Below are 26,354 nucleotides of genomic sequence, written 5' to 3'. Positions count from 1 at the left end.
GGGTGGGGACGCTGGGAGGAGAAAGCGCCCCCATAACATCAAGCAGCTTGTGTCAAGATTTGTTTCATATCTTGCTCTATTTCCTCCAAGAACATCTGAACCGCTTGATTGATCTGTTTAATTTTTTCTTCATCACGATTGACGCGTTTGATTTTCATGCGCAAGTGAGATGATCTGCCTACAAAATGCGGATCAAAGCTAATGAAATGACACCACTTGCGTCCCGTACAAGCCATCTGGAATTGCATTTGTGCGATATATTCAGACTTAATATTACCATCCATAAAAAAGCGCAGATGGTGAACTGATTGTGGGCATTTTACCTCAACTAAACCGTCTTCACCAACAAAGCCATCAGGGCTAGCACCAGCCATTCCTATTGTCGGATGTTGTATGAAACCACATCTTGTGACATTTGTGTCATAAATGAATTCATATTCTTTTAGTGCATTTTCTTCATGTGCAATCCCCCATTGCATAGCTGGTGTTATATAAGATTGGCTTATTTCTCCTGTTAATCGTTCTGTCATGAGTTTGATTTTATATTCCTCATATTTGCTTGTGGGCAATCCTTTTGCTGTCTTGCTGAGTACGCTGTAAACATTAGATGCAGTAACTTTCCCTAAGCGTGCTTGAAACCATTCGGCTGTTCTTTGTTCCATCTCACACCACCGTTTGCTGTTCTTGTGGCGGTAAAGATTGTTCTGCTTTTGCCATTTGTTTGTTTTGTTTATTTTTCAAAAGATGCAACACTATTTGTGCTTGCCCATCAGACATATTATCAAGTTGTTTGACTTTGACATAATCAAGTATTTTCACTTCTTCTGCATGGGTTTGTTCTATGAGTTTTCTGATTTCATTGATCTGCTGCGGACAAGCACTTTTGACTGGCGGATTTCCATCTGTATCATCATCTTCACTTACAACATTAAGAAGCATTCCTAAGAGATATCTGCGCGCATAGGTAAGTGTGGAACCAACCGCTTGTATGTTTGATTTGCATCCTTTCGTATCATGAGGAAACTTTCCTTCTGTTGAGATTTTATTTCCTGAAGGATGCGTCAAAGTCATTTCTACAATTATGCTCTCTGAACTCTGTTCTTTGATACGAGAAAACAAAGCAAAACGGTGTTTTGCAAGAGTATCCTTTACAGCATCAATATACTGATCAAGCGTAGCATATTGGCTATTTGTATGGGTGTTTGTAGCGTTTTTTTGTATTTTTTGATATTCTATTTGCATATTGGAAAGATCATGGACAAAGTTTTGGTAATTTTGTCGTTCTATTTCTTTTTCCCGCAATGCGATAAGACGCTCTAAACGGTCCATATCGACGTCATTTTCTAAGGCTCTGTTTAAAATGCGTTCCATAGCAGTTTGTTTAACCGCTAAGTGATGTGTTTCTTCAATTTCTGTTAGGTTAGTGTTTTGTTCACTCATCTTGATTTCCTCCATTGGAGCGTAATTCACCCGTGGCGTGAATCACGCATGTGTTAAAAGTTGGTTAGTTTGCTAGAAAGACGGATTTACAGGTTGTATAATCTGATCAATTGGAATGCGTTTTATAAAACAACAATAATCTGAATATAGCGTCAAAATAAAAAAATCATTTGAATTTAGTGGTTGCATTTCAAATCCAGTGCACGTAAACGGTCTAAATTCGTATGAGTATGCAAAACATTGGGATTGTTTTAGCTCCATTTTCTCAACACTATTTTCATTTAAAAAGATATTCATTTTGTCTTTAGGAATTATGGTACTTACATAAGGTTCACCTTTGTCTCCAGAGATAGTTATACAAAGTTCACCTAGGTTGTGGGTATTACTCACAACTAATTGTGAACATAAAGTAGGCTTAATTTCATATCTATACATGATTATCCCTCCTCCATTAAAAGAGGGTCCATTATGGATATTTTTGTATTTCCGGTTATTTCGGCGTCACCAAAAATCCTTGCTTCACCAAAAATCTTCGCATTCCCAAAAACACGAGCCCTGCTACCAACACGTGCATTGCCATAAACCTTAGCATTCTCATAAATCTTGGCGCCGCCAAAAACCTCTGCATTGTCATAGACCTTGGCATCACCAGAAACTTCGGCATTTCTAGAAACATCAAACCTGCTACCAACCTTTGCATTCCCAAAAACCTTTGCATTGTCAAAAATCTTGGCGCCGCCAGAAGCCTCTGCATCATCCAAAACTTCGGCATGGTCATAAACCTTGGTATTACCACAAACATGTGCACCATCAATAACCCATGCTTTCCCATAAACACGTGCATCACCATAAACCTTGGCATGACGACCAACCTTGGCATTGCCATAGACCTTGGCATCGCCAAAAATCTGTGCTTCAGCACCAACATAGGCATTATCACCAACCCAACAGTTGCCTTCATGGCTTAAGTTATCTTCTTTCTCTATAAATCCACCAAGATCACCTTTTTTAACATCTCCAAAGTCTCTTAATGCTTTAATTCTATGAAGTGTTATAATGGCAACTTTGATTGTCTCATCAGTTAATTCGTATTTTTTTTCCATGATTATCGCCCTACCTTAAAATAGCGTCACTTCCATAAAATGCTGTCTCGCCGGCTACTATGGCATTACCACGAACTTTTGCGTTATTATAAACTTCGGCAGCATCATAAACCTTGGCATTTTCAGAGATATATGCATTTTGATAAACACAAGCGTTACCTCCAACCCAGCAATTATCATCATGGCTAAGATTCCATTCACTCTCGACAAAACCTCCAAGGTCGCCTTCTTTGACATCATCAAAATCTTTTAAGGCGCGTATGCGATAAAGCGTTGTTCCATCAACTTTGATTGTTTCATCAGTGAGTTTATATTTCTTTTTTATCATGATAACCTCCTCTTAATGCATGCTTTGTCTTTTAAGCTCTTGAGACAGCAGCCCCATGCCTTTTGTGGTAATTTTTGCGCAAGGAATGACTTTTTCTATTCCACTCGCGGTTTGAAGTGTGATGGTTGGACAATCCATCAGTTGCTTTTGGATTTTGTCTTGATAAGGGAGTAAATTTCCACCTGCTGCACGCCTATAAACCCAACCTTTTTGCTGTAAAAATTGAATGAATTGTTTTGGTTGCATCTCGAGTATTTTCGCAGCTTCAGTAAGACCAAAGAGCCCATCGTGGCGCTGTAAACTTTCAAGTGCCATGGCTTTTGGTGTTAAATCTTCAATAATGCTGTCTTTTTGATCTATTTGACCTTGCAAATAATTCAAAAATCCAATCATAGCTTTTGGACTTGAATAGTCGATTTGTGGTGTTACTGCTTGCTTTTCCAATTCTTGCCAACGGTCTATAATCCTAGCACGTAACGTCATGCTGTAACCTGAAACTAAAATGAGACATTCACGTTTAGGGAGGTTGTAACAAGGGAGTGTACGACCTGTTGAATCTTTGTAAAAACCTACAAATTCACTCAGCCCAAATTTGGGCTCAGTACTTTTAGAGTGCAGCTCTTCAAGCATTTGCTTAATATCACGCATAACGTGTTTATGTTGTTTATTACACAATTCTGCAATTTCACGACTAGACATGGTTTGAACAGTTTGGTTATTAAAATTGCTTTCAGATGTTGTGATAAAATTATGCATGTTTCACTCCATTTTTTGTGACAACATTTTCATTGTGCTTAATTTGCGCTTCTAAATGTCTTAAGAAGTTTTCTAATGTTTCAGGATTTGAATAATCAATTTTTGAATTTGCTTTTTTTTCGCATTTCAGAAAATATTCACGCACTTGTTTACCTTTGAGACCAGGTTCACAAATGGCAATGTGTTTTGCTGTATCTAAAGTGAGAGCATAATCTTTAGAAGGACCACCACGTGAAGGTAATTTTTTGGTAGACGTCACAAAATCGGTATCTTCTCGAAGACCAAATTCTTTAATACAATTTGCTATCCACTTTCTAAACTCGATTTTTACTTCTAAAAAGGTATGTAAATCACGAGCACTAACGGTTTGAACAGTTTGTTGTCTTATTGTAGTACTTTGAATAGCAATAAGCTTTTCCATTATGGACCTCATATTGATAGGAGATTGATAGATTAAAGGGGGCGCTTTTAAATGCGCCCTTAAGAAATTTAAAGCACATCACTAAGACGCAAACGGTGCTGCTCTTCATAAGTACCATAGACTTCATCTTCATATTTTTGCTGTGCTAAATCGTCTAAAAGTCTATTGTAGGTATCACTTTCGCGTATAAAGTAATGAACTTCACTATCCTCATCGAGACGCTCGATATTTTTTTCTACATATGCTTCTGCGATTTCTTCAGAGATATCTTCACAACTATTCTCAGAAGGATTTACGCGAAGGATTTGTATTGCATCATCTGCCTCATCAATAATTTCCTGAACTTGGCTTGCATCAAGTGGTCCTGACTCTGCAATGTGTTGATCATCATCGTAGACAACTAATAAAATTTCATCGGAATTAATAAGAATTGGCTTTTCCATAATTTCCCCTCCCCAACGCCTCTTGGCAATTGTTTGTGTTAATGTAATTTAATCTACACCAGATCGGCTTTTGCTTCTTCGTGATATGTTGTTATAGAGGAATATACCGTAAAGGATTATTATGGTCAAACCATTTTATGCTAAAGTGGTTTTTTTATAAATGAACTTTAATATTTATTACGAATCGGTTTGAGTATTGTAGCGTTCAGTGTAGAGGCATGATACTTTCTAGTATCCCGTAAAAAAATAAATCAGTTAGCTGTATTTGAAATTTATATGCAGGAAAAATTGGGGCAGTGTGCAGACAGAGCCAATCGATGGGTAGATAACGCCGTAGTTTTTTATAAAAACTGCGGACGAACAAAAAAACCCCGCTTCAGCGGGGCATACATAGGTTGTTAGAATATCTTATAAATATTTTTTTGCTGTTTCTCTTATTCTGTCTGCAAAATCATAAATATTATCTAGCGTTTCAATATCGACTTTTTCATCAATATCAGTATCGAAAAGGGCTAGTTGCTTACGTTTTCTGTTAAAGTGCAGTCGAACCAACGGCTTTCTGTTATTATTGTCAATTAAAATAGCGCAGTACGACTTTGCATCTCTGATAACAATACGGTCGGCAGAAATAACTTCGCGCGCAATTGCCTTGACAATCATGAAGCCTTCAACTTCCTCTTCGGTCGTTATTATGGCATGTTCATTACCAATAGATGTAGCAATATTATCTTGCTTGTCGGTTTCAGTTGTTGTTTGTAAAGCGCTAGAAAGCCGACTTTTTACCGCATCAGATATTACTTCGCGAAACGCATTTTTAGTAACACCTGTGAGCATTTCTAAGACATTAGCAGTCAGGCGCCCTTCATAAACATCCGCACAAGCAACACGAACAAAACCTTCGGACGGATTTTCTATTTCTTTTTGGATGTTTTGTTTTATTCCAGATACATATTTGAGTTGCTCAGCTGTCACCAATATATTTTCAATATTAAATGCTGAGCGTTCAAACTTTTTAAGCTCTGTAAGTACCACAGTATTGTATTCTATTACATCAAAAGTAAGGAATGGCCTATTATCGAGCTTGTTTGCAGCATCAAGATCTGTGTAAAAATGAAAAAATCGACCATTTGTCAAAATCGCGAATTTAGCATTCGTTACACTAAAGTATCGATATAATTGACTTAAATGCTTTGAACTCAATTCGCAAGATATCGGTTTGCACTCAAAAAGAATACGTATCTCACCGTCTATACGGATAGCATAGTCAACTTTTTCACCTTTTTTACCAACGGCATCAGCAGTAAACTCGGGAATGACTTCAAGTGGATCGAAAATATCATACCCAAGTGCGCGCAGAAACGGTAAAACGACCGCTGTTTTGACCGCTTCTTCAGTTAACATAGTATCTGAATGATTTTTGACTTTATCAGCTATTATTTTTAAGCTCTCGTCTACTGTCCCCATTCCCGCTTCTCCTTTGTTTTCAGGGTTTTCTTAAAATCCAAAGAACTTTCCCAACTATACGAATCTCCTCTCCATCAGTTGCCCCATTTATTTTGATAGGTTCTTGATGATTGGGTTCAGTACTTTCAGGCCATAGTTCAAATCCACTAATAGTTTGACGTATACGTTTAGCTGTACGCTCAATCATTTGACCATTGAATCGGCTGCGTTCAACTATCACGAGATCGTTAGGTTCCACATTAATGCCGGCTTTTATTATGTCTACGCAAATAAGTTGATCACCATCACGAGCAATTTTGTTAAGGCAGTTGCCCTGGATTTTTAAAGCAAATTGAAAGTGAGCTGGGTATTTCGAGGTGCTGGGTACATATTCTATGTCATCAAATCCAAAATCCATATCTTCGACCGACATCCACGAGCTAGCAGCAACTTTTCCTATCACCGGTATCATTCCAATAGCATTAGATATGGGATGTATTTCCTCGTTTTCTGGGAAAAGAAGATTAAACGGCTTTACACCAAGATGTGGTGCTAACTTTTCCGCCCACTCTTTGGTTAATTTTCGCTCACCTTTTTCAAGCCGTTTTATTTGAGGTTGCGTGGTACCAGCTTTTTCAGCCAATTTCACCTGTGTGAGTCCCAAATCTTTCCTCAATTTTTTAATTATATGCATGCTCTAAACCTACACCAAGACTGCTTATTTAACAAAGTCCATAAAGGTATTTTTTTATTGACTAAAAAGTCTTTTATGGTATTTATTTGAGTTATGGAAAAATTGAAATCATATCTCACACGAAATAAACTATCTCAAGCCGAATTTGGGAAGCAAGTTGGCGTAGCACAGAGTACGATTAACAGGTATTTACGCGGCTTGCGGTTTCCTGAGCCTGAAATTGTCTTAAAGATTGAAAAGACAACCAATGGTATTGTTCGTCCTGTTGACTGGTATGTCGATTTATACCCACGCCCCTCTCTTGAAGAGGTGGGCGTGCCACTTACTACAGCTGATAACAAACACCCACAGCATAATTCACAGGTTTAAAGAAGAAAGATTAGAGATGATAAATGAACCACAGATCTCTATAAGCAAAGTTCAGTTGATCGATCTTGTTAATAAGATTGGACAGGAAGACATATATTATGGTGTCCGTTCGCCTCAAGATGCATGTTTTGAAATAAGCATAAATCCCCCATCAAAAGATTTTATTGTCTGTATGCTGCATAGTATCTTTGCGCGTGATGATAGAAAATATTTTCCATTATTGCCGTATGATGATTTTAATCAATGGTTTTTATCTGTGTTTACGCAAGCTTTTACAACTTGGTTTGATAATTATTTTTCTCAAGAGTTGTCATCTTTTTATCACTTAAATGGGCTGATCTTGTTTGTAGCCTTAGTTGAAAATAAGCTTAATTTCTTAAGGGATGAACTCATCGAAAAAAGAAAAGAAGAAATCAAATTAATAGATAATGCATGCAGTGTATCTTCTAAGTAAGTTAATCCACTTTTTTAAAGTCATGACTATGCGCTTTATCATGGCGTGCAGATAAATAGGCAACAGCCTTAAGGGGGGACTATGATCACTAACACACAAACCATTCTCTGTCTTGATCTAGGCACTAAGACAGGTTGGGCTATTTGTGGTGCAGATCATCACATCATCAGTGGTGTCATGAATTTCCAGCCCCGTCGTTTTGAAGGCGGTGGTATGCGTTACTTACGCTTTAAGCAATGGCTTACTGAAATGAAGATGACTGCAAATGAAATTGATGCCGTGTACTTTGAAGAGGTACGCCGGCATGTGGGGACTGATGCAGCGCATATTTATGGCGGTTTGTTAGCAACCTTAACGACGTGGTGTGAACATCATCAGATACCGTATGAAGGCATTCCAGTTGGTACGATTAAGAAAGTAACAACGGGCAAAGGAAATGCGTCGAAAGAAGAGATGATAAAGGCAATGCGTGCAAAAGGACACGCGCCTAAAGATGACAACGAAGCAGATGCTTTGGCAATTTTATATTTAAAGAAAGAAGGGGGTATGCATGTCTAATGGTATGCCATGGATAAGATTCCATTTGTATGACTGGATAAGTGGTACAGATGGAATGACATTGGAGCAAAGGGGGGCTTATATGACGCTTCTCGTTCGCATGTATGATAAAAAAGCACCAATTAAAACAGACTTTGGAACGCTTGCACGCGCTTGCAATTGTTCGCAGAAAAAATTTGCAACGATTGTCGAATATCTCATAAGGAATGATAAACTTATTGAGACAGATGATGGGTTGTGGAATACGCGTGTTGAAAAAGAATTAAAAGAAGCTGCTTTTACTCAAGAGCAGGAGGGCAACTATGACGAATAAATTGCCTTGGGTACGTAATTTTTATCAAGAATGGATTATGGACTTTGCTGGTACTGATGCAGCAGAGAAAGCTACTTATAGCACTCTCACTGCTTTTATGTATCGAGCAGAGGAACCAATTTATGACGACACTTCTGTTTTAGCACGCGCTGTTGGCTGCTCAGTACAAGCTTTTAAAAAGTCATTAGAAAAACTCATTCGAAAAAAATTAATTCTTCAATTAGAAAACGGAAATTTATGGAGTGCACAAGTCGAAGAAGAATTAAAAAATTGCAATGAGAATTTAAGTAGACTTTCAGAAAAAGCTATAAAAGCCGCAAATACTAGGAGAAATAAGCAGAAAGATAACTCATCAAGAGAACATGATGAAGTCACGACGAATTCATCACGAAGTCATGATGAGAACATGATGACTTCATCACGACAACACATTAACAATAACAATAACAGTTATAATAAAAAAACTAAAACTATCGTTTTAGCAAAAAAAGAAATTAATTCTGAAAATTTAGAAACGAACGATTTGGTTGAAGAGCCAATCGAGGATGATGCTCTCAAAAGCCAATCAGAACAAATCGAAGCGGGTGTAGAAAACCAACCTCCCATTCACGAGCAAGAAAGCGTTCCGAAAAAAGCAAAACAAGCGAAAGCTCATCGAGGCTGTCGTATCCCTGCTGATTTTGAACCAAATTACGATTTTGCACTTGCAGAGGGGTTGCCTCCAGAGCGTATCAAAATCGAGATTGCAAAATTTCGAGATTACTGGCGTTCAAAAGCTGGAGCAAATGCAACCAAAACTGATTGGCAAGCAACATGGCGTAACTGGATAAGAAATTCAAAAAAATACGAAATTAATCAACAAGGTAAAAATTATGGAAATTACACTCAAAAGCAAAAAAGCATTGGGGAACGTATCGCAGACAGCCTCCTTGATATCGAAAATCGAGGATACTTTGAAGCACATTCACGCGATGATACCACCACAGGAGTTCCCATTGGTTTTGAAGGATGGCAGCCAATTAACAAAACAGCAGGAAGCGATTGCTTTAGAGGCTGCTGATCAGTTGCAGGAGCTATTCGCAGTGAAAGCAAGCAAAGAGGATATAGGCAAAGCTATTCGCATGCTGTCATGTGGTTTAAAAATATCGCAACAATCTGATCATGAGGGAATGGCATTAACCTATGGAATGGCTTTAGAAAAAGTTTCAGCATGGTCACTAATGACAGCAGTTAAACGGATTTTATGTGATGAGATAGACGGTTTATCGGATACGTTTTTTCCGAGCACGCGTGAACTTGTGAGGTTATGTCGTGATTTGGAAGATAACCTTTTGAGAAAAGCCAATCTTGTACGCAAAGCTGTTTTGAACAGCCGTGAAAAGGCATTGAAAGCACAAGAAGCAAGCGATGCTTCAAAAGCGCTTAGCATTATTCAAAAGCACAATTTTGAACAGGTTTTAAGTGGGATAGGAGGAATAATAAAAACCATTGATTAGCTAGCAAAATGTTGAAAAGTAGAGATGCTATTTGTATGGATATACGTTTAAATCGATAAAAAGGCACCGTACAAAGCGATTGTTTAATTTTTTGATGTTTGATACGTAAAACTACAAAACGCTTTGTACAGTTAAATTTAAGGTAAATAGACTATAGCGATAAAATGCAAACTGGAATTAAAAGATATGGGGTTTTTTAAACATTTATTCTTAACAAATCGTAAACCGCCCATGCAAAAAAAGTTTGTGGCAACAGCTGTTGGTTATGTTCCATGGGGAGATGGAGCAGCAGAGTATTTTTATAACCTCTACGAATATGAAGATGGTACAAGAGAATGTGAAAAGTTTGATGGTGGTCAGTATTACACCATACCAAAGAATGCGGATTTTAGTACCAAGGCGCAAGTGAAAGCGTGGATATACGGTGGAGAGTTACCTAAAAGCGTTCTCAATTACGAACCGCTCATTGATGAGATCAACAGAAAGATTAAAAAACTATCAGGAGTTGCTTGATGCATCTAAATAGAGGAGAAAATCAAGCTGCATCTTTGATTGTAATAATGACTTGCTTACCAAGAACAGTCAGTGCCTGCTCTAGCGTTTGAAGCTTAGTCGGATAATTGAGATCAAGAATGCGTCTTGCTTCTGTTTCTTTCTTACCCAAACGATTGGCTAATTCTGTTTTTGTAATATTCGCTTCATGGAAAGCTTCTACCACTGCCAACTTAAGGGCATTCCACGCATCCACCGTTACCTCCACAAGATCTTTATACTGCTGTGGTTTAGGGAGAGGCAAACCACGCATTGGATAGCTACGTAATGCTAACCCTAACGCTTCAACAGCATTCTCTAATGCCTCTGCTCTATTTTTCCCAGCTGTTATTGCTTCTGGTACATCTGGAAAAGTTACAACAAAACCACCATCTGGATCAGTTTCAAATTTTGCTTGATAAGTATATTCCATATCTCTAAATCTCCTTGCTATTATGAAAGTGCTTCTGTGAGAGGTATAAAAACATTTAGAAAACTTCACACCCCTAACTGTTTTTTGATTATTTTCACATAGAGTGGGGTTAATTCACCAGATTTTATAACGGTTGTCTTATCTCCAAAAGTTACCAAATAATGCGATCCCTTGCCTGCATCTGGAGCCTCACTGTAATGAATACCTCTTTTTCTGGCTTCTTTACGTAACTCTCTAAGCAGTGCTTCTCTTTTCATTCACCCTCTCCCACTTTGCAATAAAACTAATGTCGCACAAAAAGGTTCGATAGTCAACAATAAATCGTACAAAAAAGTTTGATACAGACTTTGCTAATTTAGATGATGCTTATTGAAAAACCGAAGGCAAAACGAAAAAGCTATACCATTTGTAAGACATGGCTTTTTGCTTAAATAATTTATCAAGCAACATTATAATCTAATACTTTAAAAAACTGTTATTAATTAACTGAAATAATTGAAAAAATAATGAGATTATGATAAGATTTTATGTGTATAAAATGCAAATCAAATGGAACTTACAAACATGTTGAATAAAGTGATTTTAATTGGCTATTTAGGGGCAGATCCCGAAAGCAAAACAATGAATTCTGGTGCCGAAATAGTCAATTTTCGGTTGGCTACTTCTGAGAGCTATACAGATAAAAATACCAATCAAAAAGTAGGAAAAACGGAATGGCATTCCGTGGTGATTTTTAATCCACATTTGGCAAAAATTGCTCTTCAATATTTACACAAAGGTTCAAAAATTTACGTAGAAGGCAAATTACAAACCCGTAAATGGCAAGATAAAAACGGTATTGACCGCTTCACAACAGAGATTGTCTTATCACAATATAAAGGGGTATTGCATTTACTTGATGCAAAGAAAGAGCAATCTCCCCCCTCACCCGTAACTTCTCAAAATTATGCTATCGCCTCTAGTGCTTCCGATTATAGCACATCTCTTAATGACAGCATGCCATTTTGATTGAAACGCTATGGCAAAAAGAAAAAAACGAGCAAAACGTGGTCGCCCACGCATTGAAGGATGTATCAGAGAACCCAATGGGCGTATCTCACGGACAAAAATGCCTCGTGATCCTATCGATAAATTGGCAATAGAAATGCGTGCCAAACGCTTCTGTTTGACCATAGAAGAGGCAAAAAATCCGCTTTCCGGTACTTATGTTGGGCGGCTGTATTTACAAGGCACCCTCAATCAAGATCAATACGATGCTGCACAAAAATATCTTGAAGTGAGAAATAATTACCTCTGTGCAAAAGGGTTGCCTAATGCAATTTATGATGATTTTACTCCTTCATCAAATGAAGAGGCACAACAACGGTGGATTGAAAGAGCAACTCATTGTTATGAAGAAATGAAAGGGGTTATCAAAGAAGCGCAATGTTTTTACCATCAATATAATCTTTATGCCGCATTACAATATCTTGTTATCGAAGATCAATCACTATCATATCTTGTTAGTTCGCTGTATGTTGCTCTTAATGCGCTCCATAAACATTTTACGCAAAACCAATAAGTTTCAAGCGGCATCTTGGATACTAATAGTAACCTCTTTTCCAAGAGTAATAAGAGTGGATTCTAAAGAGTCTAATTTTGTTGCGTGGTTTAAATCCAACAATCGATCAATTTGTATTGGATTGAGTTTTAAAAGACGCGTAAGATCAGCTTTGCGTAAATTCTTTTCAACCATAGCGTTATGTATTGCAATTTTAAAAGTAACCAATGAAGATACTTCAACAAAAGGATAGGCAGCATCACGAGCGCCAAAAGGGACAACTTCTCGGTCTTGGAAACGCCCCATAATAACTGTTAAAAGGGCATTTTTAGCGTGTTCCAGAGCCTCTTTTTCGTCGTTACCATAGGTAATGAATTCTTGAAAGTCTTTAGAAACAACAAGAAGAGTATCATTGTCATCTTTGATAAATTTAAGTGCATATTTCATTTAAATCTCCATATTCAGACTTACTTTAGGTCAAGATCTTTAAGAATCTTTTGAACTAATCCTGTTCCTAATTCTTTCCGCGTACCATGCATAGGTAAAACGGATTTTTTAGAACCACGTTTTACAAGCAAATGGCCACCTTTCCCTGAGGTAAAACTGCAACCATGTTTTGTAAGATATCTTTTTAATTCTTGACTGTTCATAAATATAATATAACATCTAAAATGTTTAAATACAACATAAATGTTGTTAATTGTATAAAATTAAAGATTGGCTTTTAAAATACTAAGTTTTGATCAAAAAATAAAAAAAATACAAAATATAGATTTTTTCTATTGACAATACGTGAAAAATCGTATTTAGTAGCAGTACGGCACTAGTCGTATTGTGTCTAAAATTCAAAAATATTCCCTAAAATTTGATAAAGTATTAAACTCTAAAAATGGTTTAACATACTGTTTTTATTGATAAAACGGGCTAATCTATTGTGCAAATGTCAAAAGCCATTAAATGACATTTATTGACCAATGATGTCATTAATTAATTCCCTCAAAAGGAGCAAAGATGAAAGTAATCATCACTAAGCCAATGTGTGTTCTTGGCGATAATAAAAGCACTATTCGTCTTGAAACCTCAACTCCAAGTAATCCATTTGTGGAGGTTTCCAATCAAGTCTACGCACGCCTCAAACGCGCCAATGCTGCAAAACCTTTTGTTGACGCTAAGACAACAGCAAAACCTGACAAGGCAGTTGAACAAATTAAACAGATAGAACAAGAAGCCGCACAAACATCATCTGAAACAGCAGCCGAGGAAATTCCACTCGAACAGCCAAAAGCATCTAAAGCTTCCAAGTCACCTACCCCCAAAAAGGCTTAGAAGTTGAAGTTAATCATCCATCAAAAGTGGTATCTTCAACAGGTAAAAGATACCTTTACCAATCTTCAAGCACCACGCCTTAATTGGGCTTTGCGTAATGCTATAAATACTTCAGCAAAGCAAGTCGAACGCTTTACTGAAAAGCAAGTTGTTGACATCTCATCAGCCCAATCAAAGCGCGTTAAAAAAGGCGTTTATATTAAAGGAAAGGCTACAGCTAAGTTTCTTGAGACAGATATCATTGGTTCTGGAACACCCTTGCCTCTTAAATTTTTTAAAGCAAAAGAGACAAAACGCGGTGTGACTTATACAATGTTTGGAAAGCAAGAAATCTTACCTCATGGTTTTATTAAGGGGGGACGTTTTCCAAAGCGTGTTGAATTAAAAAAGTTGAACGGTAATGTTTTTCAAAGAGTGGACGGAGATAGATTTCCCATTGCAAAACAAGAAGGACCATCAATTGCTAAAGTTATGTCCAAACCAGAGATTACAAATGCTATTGTAAAAAAAGCTAATGAAAGATTAATCGAAAATATTCAAAGCCAACTTAAACGTCAAGAATACGCCGCCAATAAAAGAGGCTAGATCATGTTCTCAAACTTTATCTCTATATTACATATCCTTATTGGTTTATGCATTCCATGTTCTTATGACAATTTTAAAAATAAATTATCATTTGCACTTTGTTATTTCCATAAAAAAATCAATAAAATCAATGCAAAAGGTACTTCCCAGCGGGTTAGCTTCGTTGCGGGGCGGGCTAGCGCGAACTATCGCTAGCGACAGAATTTTCAAATCAACTGTACATTGTACACATAACATATTGATAAATAACGAATTTAATGTGCATTAATATACACACTATATAATCTATGATTATTTTAAAAAATGTGAAGTCGCCTCTTGACAATATGGCAACAATATGTCTATTGTCGAATCAGGTGCCTAAGAAACACCTTAAAACAACAAGCGGGTTAGTTGCCGAAATAACTAATCTTCCGCGATTTAAAAGCTTTGACTCATTGTGTGCAGCAAGCATATAATGATATCGTCGGGTGTGGTTATGCTATACAATACCCTTTTGGGAAAGGCATAACGACGGGCTTGTTGCCGTGTTTCTTAGCACCCGGCGCTCTCTAAAAGCGTCATTAAGAAACATCTATCAACAAGGAGTTCTTTATGAACACTCTCATAGAAATATCAGAACAAGTCATTGATCAAGAGACTGTTCAAACAGTTAATGCACGTGACTTACACGCGTTTTTGGAAATTACATCAAAGTTTGCAGACTGGATTAAAAATCGCATTAAAGAATGTAACTTTCGGGAAAATATAGACTTTATAGGTTTTTCTAAAAATTTAGAAAAAGGTGGGCGCCCAAGCATAGAATATCACCTCACTTTAGACATGGCTAAGCACCTTTCCATGATTGAGCGTAATGATAAGGGGCATGAAGCACGTCAATACTTTATAAAATGTGAAAAGCTTTTGAAAAAAGTAGCAACACCACAAATCGATTACTCAACGCCTCAAGCATTACTGGGTGTATTGAATCACTTACAAAGTCAAATCGAGCAGAAGGATCATGTTATCGCAGAATTAGCTCCAAAAGCAGAGGCTTTAGACGGTTTAAAACGTTCTGATGGGCTGTTTGGTCTTATTGAAGCAGCAAAGATGCTCGAGATACGACCAAAAGATTTAACCGATTATTTGCGAAAACATGATTGGGTCTATCGACGGGCTCCAGGGGCGCCACTGTTGCCTTATCAAGATAAAATCAAGAAAGGCTTTATGGATTGTCCTGCGATTACCATTCAAAGATCCGATGGAACAGAAAAGGTGCTCCCTTCAACGAAAATTACCTCCAGAGGTTTGGCATGTTTAAGAGAACAAATCCATGGAGGTGTACAATGAAGGTCGATACTAACTTCTTATGCGATTTATGGATAGCATTGTTTCAGTTTTCTAATGATGAAAATATTAACGAAAAAGAGTGTACAGCTCTAGTTGACATCATGAGTCTAGTAGAAAAGGTTTTAGTTTTAAAACTCCAAAATGACGTGCCCAATATTGTTAAAATTCTAGCAGTTCTAACAGATTTTGGTTCTTCAGAACTACCACATCGTATGGATTCTTTGTTGCGTGCTTATGAACCCAATTTTGAGAACCCCATTAAAAAGGTTGCTTAAAGTAAAACACCTCTTCCCCATCTTTATGGTGGGGAGGTGGCAGCTTTAGCAACGGCTTGCTTTTTTTAGGACTTCACTCATACGTGTGCGCCAATCTTTTCCTTGTTTTTTAAAAGAGGCAATAACGCTTGGGTCAAGACGTAGAGTAACTGCTTGTTTTGGAGATTCAACAGGTGGACGCCCGCGTTTACGGCGTTCTTCTGTTACATATTTAAAGAAAGAGGGTGGCAAGACATCTTTCGCTGGTTTGAGGCGTGCAAGTTCTTCATCTGTTAGTGGTGGAGAATCCACAGCGTCATAATCTTCTTTTGTATAGTCACAGCCTACTTCAAAGGTTTTTTTGATAGTCATTGAAAACCTCTCTTTCTTTTTTATTGGCTTGACGGAAACTGATAATGGATATCGCTTCAGTGCCAAGCTTTGCAAAAACAACAACTGTCGTACCATTAGCAAAACGTCCAATAGCCTTCATGCGGTTTGAATGGGTTGCATCAATAAGAGCATGCTCCCAATCAAAGTAAATAACATCAGCAAAATCAAGCTTATGTTTTACAATGTTTACAGCTCTTTTTGGTTCATCCCACACGATCTTCATATATTTTATGTACACGAAAAATATAATCGTGTCAATAATTAAAGTGTACAATAATTCGCATAAATCATTCAAAATGGAGCGACTGCTCAATGAATAAGAAATCTCGAAAAGGTTTATCGCTTCGTGCCTTTGCCAAAAAGATGCGTGTTTCACCCAATGCGGTGGTTTCTCGTTTTAAAACGGGTAAATTTGATAAGGCTCTTTTTGAAGATGGTTCTGTTAATGAAGCGCTTGCAACAGCTATCTGGAATGAGAATCCAACAAAGCGCCCTGCCCCATTTTTAGCACCGGATGGTCAACCACGCACAAAGATCAAACAAGTCTCATCAGAGGGTGCCAATGAATACAAGATTAAGCTGGAGCGAATGCAAGTTGCCCTTGAAAGCGAAAAGATTGCCCTTGAACGCTTACGTGAAACAACCGTTGACCGTGAAGAAGTCAAGAGAGCAGCGCGTGAATTTGGAAGAGCACACCGTGACGCCATGTTGAATTTTCCTCACCGCTTTGGTGCAAGCATTGCCGCACAAGTTGGATGTGATGCCGCAAGCCTAATAGGGGCTATTGATTATTACATACGAAAGGCTTTGCTTGAAGCTGTTCATATTCCGGTTCCTTATCATGATCCTCAACCTCCAGAATGAGAGTGCTAGAGGCAACCAAAGAATGAATAATGGATGAGAATGCTGTTACAGAATTTTTCGCCAATGCTAATGATGCAAGACAACCGGACCCACCATATACGGTTTCCCAATGGGCGGATAAGAATAGATACCTTAGCACCGTAGCAAGTGCTGAACCTGGATTATGGAGAACGAAACGCACCCCCTATTTGCGCGAAATCATGGATAATCTTTCCTCTTACGTGCCTATTGAAACAACCATTGTCATGAAAGGGGCGCAAGTTGGCATGTCAGAGGCAGGACTGAATTTCTGTGGTTATGCTATTCATTATAGTCCAGGACCTGCCCTTTATGTCATGCCCACCGTTGAGACAGCTAAGAAGCTTTCAAAGACGCGGCTTGATCCTATGATTATGGCGAGTCCCGTTTTAAGTGAACGTATAGCCCCTGCTCGTGCGCGTGACAGCGGTAATACGATGTTTTCTAAAGAGTTTGATGGTGGGGCGCTGATGCTTACAGGAGCTAACAGTGCTGCTGGTTTGCGTTCTATGCCTATTCGTTATCTGATTTTGGATGAAGTTGATGGTTATCCTCTCAGTGTCGATAACGAAGGTGATCCAGTGATGATTGCGGAAAAGCGCACATCAACCTTTGTACAACGAAAGATCTTTAAATTGTCCACACCCACCCACCGTGATACAAGCCGTATTGCCAAGGATTTTGTGCTAGGAGACCAACGATATTACAATGTTCCTTGTGATGCATGTGGTGTACTCCAACCTATTGTTTGGTCACAAATTAAATGGCCAAAAGGCGCCCCTGAAAAAGCTGTTTTTGTTTGTGCCCATTGTGGTCATGAGCATGCCGAACACCGAAAAACAGATCTCATGTGTGAAGAAAGAGGCGCATGTTGGGTCCCAACCAGTGAGTCAAGCAGACCCAATTTGCGCTCTTATCATATTTCGGCACTCTATTCCCCTTGGCTTACTTGGGGAAAATGTGCACGCGAATTTTTAAATGCCAAGGATGATCCAGCGCTTCTGCAGCCTTTTGTGAATACCGTTCTTGGAGAGCCATGGGAGGATAGAACCGGTGAGGTTGTTGATCCAGACAGCCTCTATGCAAAACGCGAAGAGTATCCCCTTGCACCAGAACAAGCTGTGGTGTTGACAGCAGGAATTGACGTACAAAATGACCGTTTAGAGCTTGAAGTGGTGGGATGGGGGCGCAGCGAAGAAAGTTGGCATATTGATTATCAAGTTATCCTTGGTGATCCCTCTTCTTTTGAAGTGTGGGAGCAATTGGATGAATATCTTGCAAAACGTTGGCCACATCCAGGCTATAAAGAGGGGATTAGAATAACGGCGGCTTGTATTGATACCGGTGGTGGACACACACAGGCTGTTTATAATTATGTGCGCCCCCGTGAAGGACGGCGCATTTGGGGTATTAAGGGACAGGCTGGTTGGCGAGCGGTATGGCCACGCCGCCCAAGCAAAAACAACAAAGGGCAAATTAACCTCTATATTGTTGGGGTTGATGCGGCGAAAGATATCATTACAGCACGCTTTAAAAAATCGGGTCCCGAAGCAACGGGGGCTGGTGCAACACACTTTCACAAAAGCCTTGATCGAGAATATTTTGACCAACTAACCGCTGAAAGAAAAGTCATTAAATACTTTAAAGGCTTCAAGCGTATCGAATGGCAAAAAAGTGAAAAGGCAAGGAATGAAGCCTTGGACTGTAGGGTCTATGCTTATGCGGCTTTACAAGGTCTGATTTCGGCAGGAATAAACCTTAATCGAGAAGTCGATATCTTAGAAGATCGTCTGGAAAAACTTAAAATTGAGGGCTCTTTAGAGCAGCCAACATCAGAACATGTGCCCTCTCCTTCTCCAAGAAGATCTCAGATAGCACAACCTCAAAGGAAACAATCCAGAACGGTGATGAATCCTTATATGCGAGGGGATTGGAGGTAATTTGTGGATGAAACTTTAGAACCAATGAACAGCAAATTTTCGAGACTGGAAAATTTAAAAAGGCGGCGTGAGCAAATTGAAGAGGCTCTTTATTCAGGAGCACAATCAGTACGCCATGGCGATAAGCAAGTAAGCAACCGCTCTGTTGAGGAACTTCGCAGAGCGCTTGAGATGCTGAATAGGCAAATAGCGGACCTTGAAGGGCGTAAAAGTGCACGCGTATTCTATTTTAATATATCACGAGGCTATTAATGGCTGGTTTTTTCAATAAAATTACGGACTTTTTTACAATTTCTCGTAAACATAATCCCCATTTTGAAGCGGCAAGCAAAAGCCGCCGTATGAGTGGTTTTGACCCCGCAAAAAAACATATCAATAAAGCCATTGAGGAATGCGGTGATACCATTGTTGCCCGTTCAAGGTGGCTTTATGACAATGAAGCTCTTTATGGTTCTGCAACGGAGGAATGGGTCTCTGCCGCGGTGAGTGATGGGATTAAACCTTATCCTCGCATTGAAGGCTTTCAAGAAGAAAAGAAAAAGCTTTTAGACTTATGGTGGCAATGGGTTGATGAAGCGGACTATGATGAAGATGCCAGCTTTTATGGTCTGCAAGCAACCATTGCGCGAGAGGTCTTTTTAACTGGTGAGTGCTTTGTAAGATTGCATTATGTTGACCTTTATGGACGCTCTGGTGTGCCTCTTCAGTTGCAAGTTTATCCTACTGAAATGTTGGACCTTTCCTACAATGGACCGGCTGAGATTGAAGGCAATTACATTCGTATGGGAATTGAATTCGATGCCAGTGGTAAGCGTGTTGCTTATCATTTTTGGAAACATCACCCCTATGATGATTGCCCTTCCAATATAGTCTTTGAGAGTCAAGAGCGCATACGTGTGCCTGCTGAAATGGTCATTCATATCAAAGAGCGCCGTATTGCCGGACAATTGCGCGGTTCTCCAAAAATAACGCGCTCTATGACAAAGATCTTTCAACTTGAATCCTATGATGATGCAGAGCTTGATCGAAAAAGGACAGCTGCTCTTTTTGCAGTGTTTATTACAGGAACTTCTCCCAATGCTGAAAGAATACCTGAAAACCGTAGTGAAGAGGACGCCAAAGAACAAGAATTACCGGTAGCTGCACCTGGTGCTTCACTTTACGTAGGAGAGAATAGAGAGATTAAATTCTCAAATCCTGTTGAGGTTGGGGGCTCTTATGAAGCTTTTCAGTTTCGCAATATTTTAAAAATTTGTTCTGCTCTCAATATGCCTTATGCCGTTGTGACAGGGGATGTTACGCGGGGGAATTTTTCCAATGTGCGAACCTCCATCATTCAATTTAGACGCCATGTCAAACAATGGCGAGAACATATCATTGCCTTTCAATTTAATCGCATTATTTGGGCACGTTTTGTCGAAATGGCAGTGCTTGGCAAGTGCGTAAATTTACCAGGATGGGAAAAAAATTCCTTGCCATGGCTGCAATGTGAAAGCTTTGCCCCACCCCTTGAAATGATTGATCCCATTAAAGACATTTCCGCAGAAAAAGAAGAAATCCGTGCTGGCTTGAAAACACGACGTATGGCGTTGGCTGAACGAGGCTTTGATATTGATAACATTCATGCCGAACTTGAAGAAGAACGCACAGATGCGCGCACGCGGGGTTTATCCTTTGATACCGATTATGCGCTAGCACCCTCTGCTAGCAATCAATTGATTGATGATGAAGATTCAGAGACTTCTGAAACTTATGAAAGTAACCAAGACAGTAAGGCGCAGGCAAATGGCGAATAATCTTGATATGCCGTTTTTGGCATCCCGGCTTTTTGGCGTTCCCCTCATGCTTGCTTCCACAAAGCTTGATATTATTCTCAATGCTCTTGCCCCACGACTTTTTGCAGGAGAAAAGTTTGCCGTGAGAGCATTGTTAGAAAAAGACGGGACTCCTTTAAAACCACCAGAAACTTACGTGGTGAAAAACAATATTGCCATCATACCGGTTCACGGTACGCTTGTACGCCGTGGTGCATGGCTTGGGGCTTTATCGGGTCTAACCTCTTATGAAGGTTTGGGGGCTTCTTTTCGTGAAGCCATTGGGCAGCCTGATGTTCACGCCATATTGCTTGATATTGATAGTAGCGGTGGAGAAGCTGGTGGTGTGTTTGATCTTGTGGAAGAGTTTCAAGCACTCTCAAAAAAATATAACAAACCCATTTGGGCACATGCCAATGAGGTTGCTTGTTCGGCAGCTTATGCCATTGCCTGTTCTGCTTCTCAAATATGGGTTGCTCGTACAGGAGTTGTGGGCTCGATTGGTGTTGTTTGTGCGCACCTTGACCAGTCCCGTGCAGATGAAAAACATGGGCTTAAATGGACCTTTGTTTTTGAAGGTGATCACAAAGTTCATGGTAATTCTCACGAACCACTCGCCGATACAGCACAGATAAAAATACAAGCAGATTGCGCCCTACTCTACGAGATGTTTGTGGATTTGGTTGCGCAAAACAGACCTCTAAATGCGGCTGCAATCCGCGACACCAAAGCAGAAACTTTTATAGGTAACCAAGCCATCACGCTTGGATTAGCAGATGCGCAAGGGACGCTTGCGCAAGCTTTGGAAGCCTTAACAGCTTCCATTCACTCACCCCCAACAGCAACAAAAGAAGGACAAAACACATGGCACGCACACACTATCGCGCCGAAGAAGACGATGATGAAAAGATTATCGACGTCATCCATGAAGACGAAGAAGACGAGAGAAATATCGATGCAGACGATGAAGATTTCGACGACGAAAAGGAAAATGAAGACGAAGAGGAAGACAACGAAGATAAGCAAGAAACCATAAAAGCAGCTCTTGAAAAGGAAAGAAAACGCGCACAGGCACTAACAAACCTTGAAAAGCAAGCAAAGCGCCTAGGGGTTTCTTTTGATGCCGCAAAAGCCATTCAAAGCGGCATGAATGTTGAGAAGGCTAAAAATGTTGTTCTCGCAGCCGCTGTCTCGAAAAGTTCCTCTTTAAAACTCTCAACCACAGCGCCCCATAGTGATGGGACGAGCAAGGCAAAAATTCATACAAAATGGGAAGCAGTTTGGAGGGCAATAAAATGAATAATCAAGTTTTCTATGAAGATGTTCGCAATGGCGCTTATCTTGGACGCTATGACACGGATATGTCCAATGAAGAAGTGGTTTTTGCATCAGGGGCATTTGTTGAAGCCGGCACTGTTATGGGAAAAGTAACAGCAACAGGACAATATGTTCCCCTGAATCTAGCAGCTTCTGATGGCAGTAAAATACCGGCAGGGATTTCTTATGCCACGGTTGATGCAACAGATACAGAGCAACGCGCGGTCATTACAGCGCGCTTGAGTACTGTGAAAGCTTCTGAACTGCTATGGCCAGATGCCATCACAGATGAGCAGAAAAGTGCTGCCATTCAGTCTTTAGAAGACAATAACAAAATACTGTTGCGATAGGAGAATGCGCAAATGGATATGAACTTTTTTAAACACGACGCTTTCTCTGCTGTTACCATGATGAAAGCGATTGAAAACTATGAGTTTCAACCTGGTCTGATTAGCTCTCTTAATCTCTTTGAAGAAGTGGAAACAAGCACCACAGTGGTTGGCATTGAAAGACGTGAAAATACATTGTCCTTGATTCAAACCAGTGAACGGGGTGCCCCTTTGGTTGAAGGAGATAGAGATAGGCGTAATCTAAGGTTTTTCAAAACAACACGGATTGCCAAAAGTGATACGGTGAAATCTGAAGAAATCCAGAACCGGCGTGAATTTGGTACAGAAGATCAACTCGAGACAGCAATGAAATATATTGCTAGAAAACACAAGAAGCTGATTTCTGAAATCGAATTGACATGGGAAAACATGCAGCTTGGCGCTGTTCAAGGTGTTGTGCTTGATGCCGATGGTTCTGTTATTGTCGACTGGTACAAGGAATGGGAAATTACACCCCCAAAGCCGATTGATTTTAAACTCAATGTAGAGACAACAAATGTTGCCGATCATGTTGATCAAGTCATTATGAGAATGATTGAAGCTTCAAAGGGAGCATTTTCTGATCGTTCACGGATTATTGGGCTTTGTGGAAATGAATTCTTTTCCAAATTGAAAAACCATAAAACAATTCGTGAGACCTATCTCAACACAGCGCTTGCACAGACACTCAATAGCGCTGGAGGTGTTGCAACACCAAGTGCCATTGGTTCGGGGAGCTTTGGCAGTTTTGACTTTGCAGGTGTTACTTTCATTAATTACCGGAGTATTCATAACTATAATGTGGGTGCAAAAGCTGGGACAAAACGCGCCATAGGCATTAAGCCTGATGAGTGCCAATTCTTTCCTGCCAATGCGCCTGGTGTATTCCAAAAAACCTTTGCACCAGGAGAAAGTTTGTATTTTGCCAACACCGTTGGAAAACCTCTCTACACCATGCTAATCGTTGATCACGACCGTAATGCATGGATAAAACCGGAGGTCTATAGCTATCCGCTTTACATCTGCACACGCCCTGAAATGCTCTTTAAAGCGGTCAGTGGAGGCAAATAACATGCGATGGCACGGGTTGCTTCATAAAATGATTCAAGATGTACGTAACACCTTTGGGCAACCCGTCATCTACACGCGAAAAGACAATCAACAATCGTTTCGGATTACAGCGATTTACGGCATTAAACATTCAGAATCGGACGCTGGTGGGAGAATCCCCACAACAGTACCTCGAAAAGAACTTGATGTCTGTATCCATGATATCGGCGGCTTCCCCCCAAAGCCTCAAGATAGCGTTGTGGTCATTTCTCCTGAAAACAACAGCCCCTCTTCTCAAGAGAGTTTTGTTGTGATAGATGTACAAGCATCAGAATCTGGTATGTATAAGCTTATTCTGCGAGAGTTAAAATAGAGATATGCTTATAAAGAAATGATCTAGTACATGTTTATATTTAGAAGAAGAAAATACAAATTAACAAATGATACAGTTAAGGTTGGCGAATTTATTCTTTATCGTATTAAAGCTACCAAAGCTTTTGGTACAGTTAAGAAAGGTGATTTAGGTGGATATATTGAACAAGAAAGAAACCTAAGTCCTTACGATGATTGTTGGGTTTTTGATAATGCACAGGTTTACGGAAATGGATATGTTTCTGGAAACGCTACAATTAGCGATGATGCAAAGGTTTATGGTATAGCATCGGTTTCTGGTAATGCACAAATTTTTGGTAAAGCACAAATTTATGACGAGGCCTCAGTTTGGGGAAGCGCTAAAGTTTATGACAGCGCTAAAGTTTTCGGAACAGCATCTGTTTCTGACGATGTAAAAATTTATGATGAAGCATCAGTTTCTGGTGAGGTATGCATTACAAATTCGGCATGTATTTTTGAAAACGCTAAAGTATATGGTGAAGCATTTATTTCCAAAAATGCTAAAATTTTCGGCAATGCAAAGATTTATGGTGAAGCATCTATTTTCGGAGATGCGCACATTTCCGGAAATGCTGAAATTTACGGTGAAACATCTATTTCTGGAAATGCTAAAATTTATGACAATACAAAAATTTATGATGAGGCATCAGTTTGGGGAAATGCTATAATTTGCAATAATGCACAAGTTTTTGATCGTGCAGATATCTCTGACAATGCGCAGATTTTCGATAATGCACGAGTTTATGGTAAAGCATCGGTTGCTAATGAAGCGCAAATTTCTGGTAATGCACGAGTTTATGGCGAGGCATCAATTTTTGACAGTGTGCAAGTTTGTGGAAAAGCGCGAGTTTGCGGAACAGCAGAAATTTACGATAATGAAATTATTTCAACTGGGGTGAGAGACTAAAAACAAAAAAACAAACGATTGTGGATTCAAACCTATCACTGGCTTGTTTGATTTTATTGGAAAAGAAAGGATCTTCGGATCACAATTAAAGAATTTAATCGATTACTTGTGTAAAAACGATTTTTAGAAAAATGTGATATGACTGCTTGACATTGTGACAGGAGTATGAATAATCGAATCAGGTGCCTAAGAAACACCTTAAAACCACAAGCGGATAGATTGCCGAAACAATCTCTTTTCCGCACATTAAAGACTTTGACTCATTATATGCCGTAGCATATAAGAGTTTTGTCGGGCGTAGTTACACCATAAAATACCCTTACGGGGAAAGTGTAACGACGGGCTTGTGGCCGTGTTTCTTAGCGCCCGGCACTCTTTTTAGAGTGTCATTAAGAAGCATCTAACCCACAAGGAGTTTAAAATGACTCTCATTAAAATATCAGAACAAGCAATTGGACAAGAGATTGTTCAAACTGTTAGCGCACGCGAATTGCACGCATTCTTAGAGGTAAAACGGGATTTTTCCAATTGGATTAAAGACCGTATCAATAAATATGATTTTAAAGAAGAGAGAGATTATATTTTAACGCTCGCCAAAATTGGCGAACGTCAAAATGTGGTATTAAAAGAATATCATCTCACGTTAAGCGTAGCCAAAGAACTTTCTATGGTGGAGAACAACAAGAAAGGCAGAGAAGCTCGTTTATATTTCATTGAATGTGAAAAACGTGCAAAGCAAGTAGCAACACCACAAATAAATCTTGCTAATGCTTTGGAAAATCCGCTTACAATTAAACAACTCCTTTTAGAGAGTATCAATCAATTAGAAGATTTGAGAAATGAGGTGAGTACACTCAAGCCAAAAGCAGAAGCTCTGGATGGCTTAAAGCGCTCTGATGGGCTGTTCGGTCTTATTGAAGCAGCAAAGATGTTAGAGGTACGACCAAAAGATTTGACCAATTATTTGCGAAAACATGATTGGGTCTATCGACGTTCTCCAGGTGGTCCATTGTTACCCTATCAGGACAAGATCAAAAAACAACTCATGGATTGCCCTGCGATTACCATTCAAAGACCCGATGGTACAGAAAAGGTACTGCCTTCAACAAAAATCACCTCTAGAGGATTGGCATGTTTAAGAGAACAAATCCATGGAGGTGTACAATGAATACCAGTATAGACTTTTTATGCGATTTGTGGATGGCATTGTATCAGTTTTCTGATCGTGATGATATTGAAGACAAGGCTTTTAATACTCTTATTGAGACTATGGATGCGATAGAAAAAGCTTTAATATTAAAGCTTCAAGATGAAACCCCAAATGCACTCAAAATTTTGGCAATGATTACAAATTTTGGAACTTTAAGACCACCTCCGATTATAGAATCTTTGTTGCGTGCTTACGAACCCAATTTAGACAACCCCATTAAAAAGGTTGCTTAAGGTAAAATATTCCCCCTCCTCGTTCTCAAAA

At 39.3% G+C, this 26,354-nt stretch carries 40 protein-coding genes; 25 read left to right on the top strand and 15 right to left on the bottom strand.

All coding sequences use genetic code 11. The annotated features are described in order from the left end of the window. Positions 1 to 38: 38 nt before the first annotated feature. From K3248_RS07630 to K3248_RS07590, 9 genes are all read right to left on the bottom strand, one after another. The gene (locus K3248_RS07630) at positions 39 to 662 is read right to left on the bottom strand and encodes a lambda exonuclease family protein (protein ID WP_220717777.1); all 624 of its coding nucleotides are present in this window, start codon (positions 660 to 662) and stop codon (positions 39 to 41) included. Between the two features lies 1 nt (position 663). Continuing rightward, complete coding sequence (locus tag K3248_RS07625; protein WP_220717776.1) at positions 664 to 1,440, bottom strand: ERF family protein; 777 nt, start codon at positions 1,438 to 1,440, stop codon at positions 664 to 666. 437 nt (positions 1,441 to 1,877) lie between these two features. Then, a complete protein-coding gene (locus K3248_RS07620; RefSeq protein ID WP_220717775.1) occupies positions 1,878 to 2,543 on the bottom strand; it encodes a hypothetical protein in 666 nt (221 codons plus the stop codon). A gap of 10 nt (positions 2,544 to 2,553) precedes the next feature. Beyond that, on the bottom strand, positions 2,554 to 2,871 hold the full coding sequence (locus tag K3248_RS07615; protein WP_220717774.1) for a hypothetical protein: 318 nt from the start codon (positions 2,869 to 2,871) through the stop codon (positions 2,554 to 2,556). A gap of 12 nt (positions 2,872 to 2,883) precedes the next feature. After that, entirely contained in the window at positions 2,884 to 3,627 is a 744-nt protein-coding gene (locus tag K3248_RS07610; RefSeq protein WP_220717773.1) for a Rha family transcriptional regulator, read from the bottom strand. Then, positions 3,620 to 4,048, bottom strand: a complete 429-nt coding sequence (locus K3248_RS07605; protein WP_220717772.1) for an antA/AntB antirepressor family protein — start codon at positions 4,046 to 4,048, stop codon at positions 3,620 to 3,622. The genes K3248_RS07610 and K3248_RS07605 overlap by 8 nt, the downstream gene beginning before the upstream one ends. Before the next feature lie 68 nt (positions 4,049 to 4,116). After that, a complete protein-coding gene (locus K3248_RS07600) occupies positions 4,117 to 4,491 on the bottom strand; it encodes a hypothetical protein (RefSeq protein ID WP_220717771.1) in 375 nt (124 codons plus the stop codon). Between the two features lie 408 nt (positions 4,492 to 4,899). After that, a complete protein-coding gene (locus tag K3248_RS07595) occupies positions 4,900 to 5,955 on the bottom strand; it encodes a type I restriction endonuclease (protein ID WP_220717770.1) in 1,056 nt (351 codons plus the stop codon). Positions 5,956 to 5,974: 19 nt separating this feature from the next. Further along, complete coding sequence (locus tag K3248_RS07590) at positions 5,975 to 6,628, bottom strand: LexA family protein (protein ID WP_144755024.1); 654 nt, start codon at positions 6,626 to 6,628, stop codon at positions 5,975 to 5,977. Positions 6,629 to 6,721: 93 nt separating this feature from the next. Between K3248_RS07590 and K3248_RS07585 the strand changes: the two genes are divergently transcribed. The 7 genes from K3248_RS07585 (at position 6,722) to K3248_RS07555 (ending at position 10,331) form a co-directional block, all read left to right on the top strand. Further along, on the top strand, positions 6,722 to 6,997 hold the full coding sequence (locus tag K3248_RS07585; protein ID WP_220717769.1) for a helix-turn-helix domain-containing protein: 276 nt from the start codon (positions 6,722 to 6,724) through the stop codon (positions 6,995 to 6,997). 16 nt (positions 6,998 to 7,013) lie between these two features. Next, complete coding sequence (locus K3248_RS07580) at positions 7,014 to 7,451, top strand: hypothetical protein (RefSeq protein WP_220717768.1); 438 nt, start codon at positions 7,014 to 7,016, stop codon at positions 7,449 to 7,451. An 81-nt stretch (positions 7,452 to 7,532) separates the two neighbouring features. Beyond that, complete coding sequence (locus K3248_RS07575) at positions 7,533 to 8,009, top strand: crossover junction endodeoxyribonuclease RuvC (protein WP_220717767.1); 477 nt, start codon at positions 7,533 to 7,535, stop codon at positions 8,007 to 8,009. Further along, positions 8,002 to 8,322 (top strand): YdaU family protein, encoded by a 321-nt coding sequence (locus K3248_RS07570; protein ID WP_220717766.1) that lies wholly within the window; start codon positions 8,002 to 8,004, stop codon positions 8,320 to 8,322. The genes K3248_RS07575 and K3248_RS07570 overlap by 8 nt, the downstream gene beginning before the upstream one ends. Beyond that, positions 8,312 to 9,382 (top strand): DUF1376 domain-containing protein, encoded by a 1,071-nt coding sequence (locus K3248_RS07565; RefSeq protein ID WP_220717765.1) that lies wholly within the window; start codon positions 8,312 to 8,314, stop codon positions 9,380 to 9,382. Before K3248_RS07570 ends, K3248_RS07565 begins: the two co-directional genes overlap by 11 nt. Further along, on the top strand, positions 9,324 to 9,818 hold the full coding sequence (locus K3248_RS07560; RefSeq protein ID WP_220717764.1) for a hypothetical protein: 495 nt from the start codon (positions 9,324 to 9,326) through the stop codon (positions 9,816 to 9,818). Before K3248_RS07565 ends, K3248_RS07560 begins: the two co-directional genes overlap by 59 nt. 186 nt (positions 9,819 to 10,004) lie before the next feature. Then, positions 10,005 to 10,331 (top strand): hypothetical protein, encoded by a 327-nt coding sequence (locus K3248_RS07555; protein WP_220717763.1) that lies wholly within the window; start codon positions 10,005 to 10,007, stop codon positions 10,329 to 10,331. A 22-nt stretch (positions 10,332 to 10,353) separates the two neighbouring features. Here the strand turns inward: K3248_RS07555 and K3248_RS07550 are convergent, their stop codons facing one another. After that, positions 10,354 to 10,782, bottom strand: a complete 429-nt coding sequence (locus K3248_RS07550; RefSeq protein WP_220717762.1) for a type II toxin-antitoxin system HicB family antitoxin — start codon at positions 10,780 to 10,782, stop codon at positions 10,354 to 10,356. 65 nt (positions 10,783 to 10,847) lie between these two features. Next, a complete protein-coding gene (locus K3248_RS07545) occupies positions 10,848 to 11,039 on the bottom strand; it encodes a hypothetical protein (protein WP_004859817.1) in 192 nt (63 codons plus the stop codon). 307 nt (positions 11,040 to 11,346) lie between these two features. On the opposite strand from K3248_RS07545, the gene ssb reads away from it, so the two are divergent. Next, complete coding sequence (gene ssb, locus K3248_RS07540; RefSeq protein ID WP_220717761.1) at positions 11,347 to 11,790, top strand: single-stranded DNA-binding protein; 444 nt, start codon at positions 11,347 to 11,349, stop codon at positions 11,788 to 11,790. 10 nt (positions 11,791 to 11,800) lie between these two features. Further along, positions 11,801 to 12,343 carry a hypothetical protein gene (locus K3248_RS07535; RefSeq protein WP_220717760.1) on the top strand — a complete coding sequence of 181 codons (543 nt, stop codon included), beginning with the start codon at positions 11,801 to 11,803 and terminating at the stop codon, positions 12,341 to 12,343. Positions 12,344 to 12,346: 3 nt separating this feature from the next. Here K3248_RS07535 and K3248_RS07530 read toward each other — a convergent pair whose 3' ends face one another. Beyond that, the gene (locus K3248_RS07530; protein ID WP_220717759.1) at positions 12,347 to 12,769 is read right to left on the bottom strand and encodes a type II toxin-antitoxin system HicB family antitoxin; all 423 of its coding nucleotides are present in this window, start codon (positions 12,767 to 12,769) and stop codon (positions 12,347 to 12,349) included. 20 nt (positions 12,770 to 12,789) lie between these two features. Further along, on the bottom strand, positions 12,790 to 12,972 hold the full coding sequence (locus K3248_RS07525; RefSeq protein WP_019220217.1) for a type II toxin-antitoxin system HicA family toxin: 183 nt from the start codon (positions 12,970 to 12,972) through the stop codon (positions 12,790 to 12,792). Positions 12,973 to 13,333: 361 nt separating this feature from the next. Here K3248_RS07525 and K3248_RS07520 point away from each other — a divergent pair, with 361 nt between their 5' ends. From K3248_RS07520 to K3248_RS07505, 4 genes are all read left to right on the top strand, one after another. Continuing rightward, positions 13,334 to 13,648, top strand: coding sequence for a hypothetical protein (locus K3248_RS07520; protein WP_220717758.1), 315 nt, complete (start codon positions 13,334 to 13,336; stop codon positions 13,646 to 13,648). A 3-nt stretch (positions 13,649 to 13,651) separates the two neighbouring features. Further along, on the top strand, positions 13,652 to 14,233 hold the full coding sequence (locus tag K3248_RS07515) for a hypothetical protein (RefSeq protein ID WP_220717757.1): 582 nt from the start codon (positions 13,652 to 13,654) through the stop codon (positions 14,231 to 14,233). Positions 14,234 to 14,827: 594 nt separating this feature from the next. Continuing rightward, a complete protein-coding gene (locus tag K3248_RS07510; protein ID WP_220717756.1) occupies positions 14,828 to 15,562 on the top strand; it encodes an antA/AntB antirepressor family protein in 735 nt (244 codons plus the stop codon). Then, positions 15,559 to 15,837: a hypothetical protein gene (locus K3248_RS07505; RefSeq protein ID WP_220717755.1), complete on the top strand. Its 279-nt coding sequence runs from the start codon at positions 15,559 to 15,561 to the stop codon at positions 15,835 to 15,837. Before K3248_RS07510 ends, K3248_RS07505 begins: the two co-directional genes overlap by 4 nt. A gap of 45 nt (positions 15,838 to 15,882) precedes the next feature. On the opposite strand, the gene K3248_RS07500 is transcribed toward K3248_RS07505, so the two are convergent. Both K3248_RS07500 and K3248_RS07495 read right to left on the bottom strand, forming a co-directional pair. Next, positions 15,883 to 16,188 carry a BrnA antitoxin family protein gene (locus K3248_RS07500; protein ID WP_220717754.1) on the bottom strand — a complete coding sequence of 102 codons (306 nt, stop codon included), beginning with the start codon at positions 16,186 to 16,188 and terminating at the stop codon, positions 15,883 to 15,885. Next, positions 16,166 to 16,432, bottom strand: a complete 267-nt coding sequence (locus tag K3248_RS07495) for a BrnT family toxin (protein WP_220717753.1) — start codon at positions 16,430 to 16,432, stop codon at positions 16,166 to 16,168. Before K3248_RS07495 ends, K3248_RS07500 begins: the two co-directional genes overlap by 23 nt. Positions 16,433 to 16,521: 89 nt before the next feature. Here K3248_RS07495 and K3248_RS07490 point away from each other — a divergent pair, with 89 nt between their 5' ends. The 12 genes from K3248_RS07490 to K3248_RS07435 all read left to right on the top strand — a co-directional run bounded on the left by K3248_RS07490 (position 16,522) and on the right by K3248_RS07435 (position 26,323). Continuing rightward, complete coding sequence (locus tag K3248_RS07490) at positions 16,522 to 17,073, top strand: hypothetical protein (protein ID WP_220717752.1); 552 nt, start codon at positions 16,522 to 16,524, stop codon at positions 17,071 to 17,073. A gap of 29 nt (positions 17,074 to 17,102) precedes the next feature. Further along, entirely contained in the window at positions 17,103 to 19,031 is a 1,929-nt protein-coding gene (locus K3248_RS07485) for a phage terminase large subunit family protein (RefSeq protein WP_220717751.1), read from the top strand. A gap of 3 nt (positions 19,032 to 19,034) precedes the next feature. Then, positions 19,035 to 19,283: a phage head-tail joining protein gene (locus K3248_RS07480; RefSeq protein ID WP_220717750.1), complete on the top strand. Its 249-nt coding sequence runs from the start codon at positions 19,035 to 19,037 to the stop codon at positions 19,281 to 19,283. Beyond that, positions 19,283 to 20,827 (top strand): phage portal protein, encoded by a 1,545-nt coding sequence (locus K3248_RS07475; protein ID WP_220717749.1) that lies wholly within the window; start codon positions 19,283 to 19,285, stop codon positions 20,825 to 20,827. Before K3248_RS07480 ends, K3248_RS07475 begins: the two co-directional genes overlap by 1 nt. Further along, positions 20,817 to 21,881, top strand: a complete 1,065-nt coding sequence (locus tag K3248_RS07470; protein ID WP_220717748.1) for a S49 family peptidase — start codon at positions 20,817 to 20,819, stop codon at positions 21,879 to 21,881. Before K3248_RS07475 ends, K3248_RS07470 begins: the two co-directional genes overlap by 11 nt. Further along, the gene (locus tag K3248_RS09210; protein WP_371875523.1) at positions 21,767 to 22,144 is read left to right on the top strand and encodes a hypothetical protein; all 378 of its coding nucleotides are present in this window, start codon (positions 21,767 to 21,769) and stop codon (positions 22,142 to 22,144) included. Before K3248_RS07470 ends, K3248_RS09210 begins: the two co-directional genes overlap by 115 nt. Beyond that, on the top strand, positions 22,141 to 22,512 hold the full coding sequence (locus K3248_RS07460; protein ID WP_220717747.1) for a head decoration protein: 372 nt from the start codon (positions 22,141 to 22,143) through the stop codon (positions 22,510 to 22,512). The genes K3248_RS09210 and K3248_RS07460 overlap by 4 nt, the downstream gene beginning before the upstream one ends. Before the next feature lie 12 nt (positions 22,513 to 22,524). After that, positions 22,525 to 23,601 (top strand): major capsid protein, encoded by a 1,077-nt coding sequence (locus K3248_RS07455; RefSeq protein WP_220717746.1) that lies wholly within the window; start codon positions 22,525 to 22,527, stop codon positions 23,599 to 23,601. A 1-nt stretch (position 23,602) separates the two neighbouring features. Next, positions 23,603 to 23,953, top strand: coding sequence for a head-tail joining protein (locus tag K3248_RS07450; RefSeq protein WP_220717745.1), 351 nt, complete (start codon positions 23,603 to 23,605; stop codon positions 23,951 to 23,953). 30 nt (positions 23,954 to 23,983) lie between these two features. Continuing rightward, positions 23,984 to 24,880 carry an LbetaH domain-containing protein gene (locus tag K3248_RS07445; RefSeq protein ID WP_220717744.1) on the top strand — a complete coding sequence of 299 codons (897 nt, stop codon included), beginning with the start codon at positions 23,984 to 23,986 and terminating at the stop codon, positions 24,878 to 24,880. 421 nt (positions 24,881 to 25,301) lie between these two features. Next, on the top strand, positions 25,302 to 26,048 hold the full coding sequence (locus K3248_RS07440) for an antA/AntB antirepressor family protein (protein WP_220717743.1): 747 nt from the start codon (positions 25,302 to 25,304) through the stop codon (positions 26,046 to 26,048). Then, complete coding sequence (locus tag K3248_RS07435) at positions 26,045 to 26,323, top strand: hypothetical protein (protein ID WP_220717742.1); 279 nt, start codon at positions 26,045 to 26,047, stop codon at positions 26,321 to 26,323. The genes K3248_RS07440 and K3248_RS07435 overlap by 4 nt, the downstream gene beginning before the upstream one ends. Positions 26,324 to 26,354 lie beyond the last annotated feature (31 nt).

This window comes from Bartonella raoultii (genome assembly GCF_019659805.1).
Taxonomy (GTDB): domain Bacteria; phylum Pseudomonadota; class Alphaproteobacteria; order Rhizobiales; family Rhizobiaceae; genus Bartonella; species Bartonella raoultii.
This window is presented reverse-complemented; position numbering and strand designations above follow the sequence as displayed.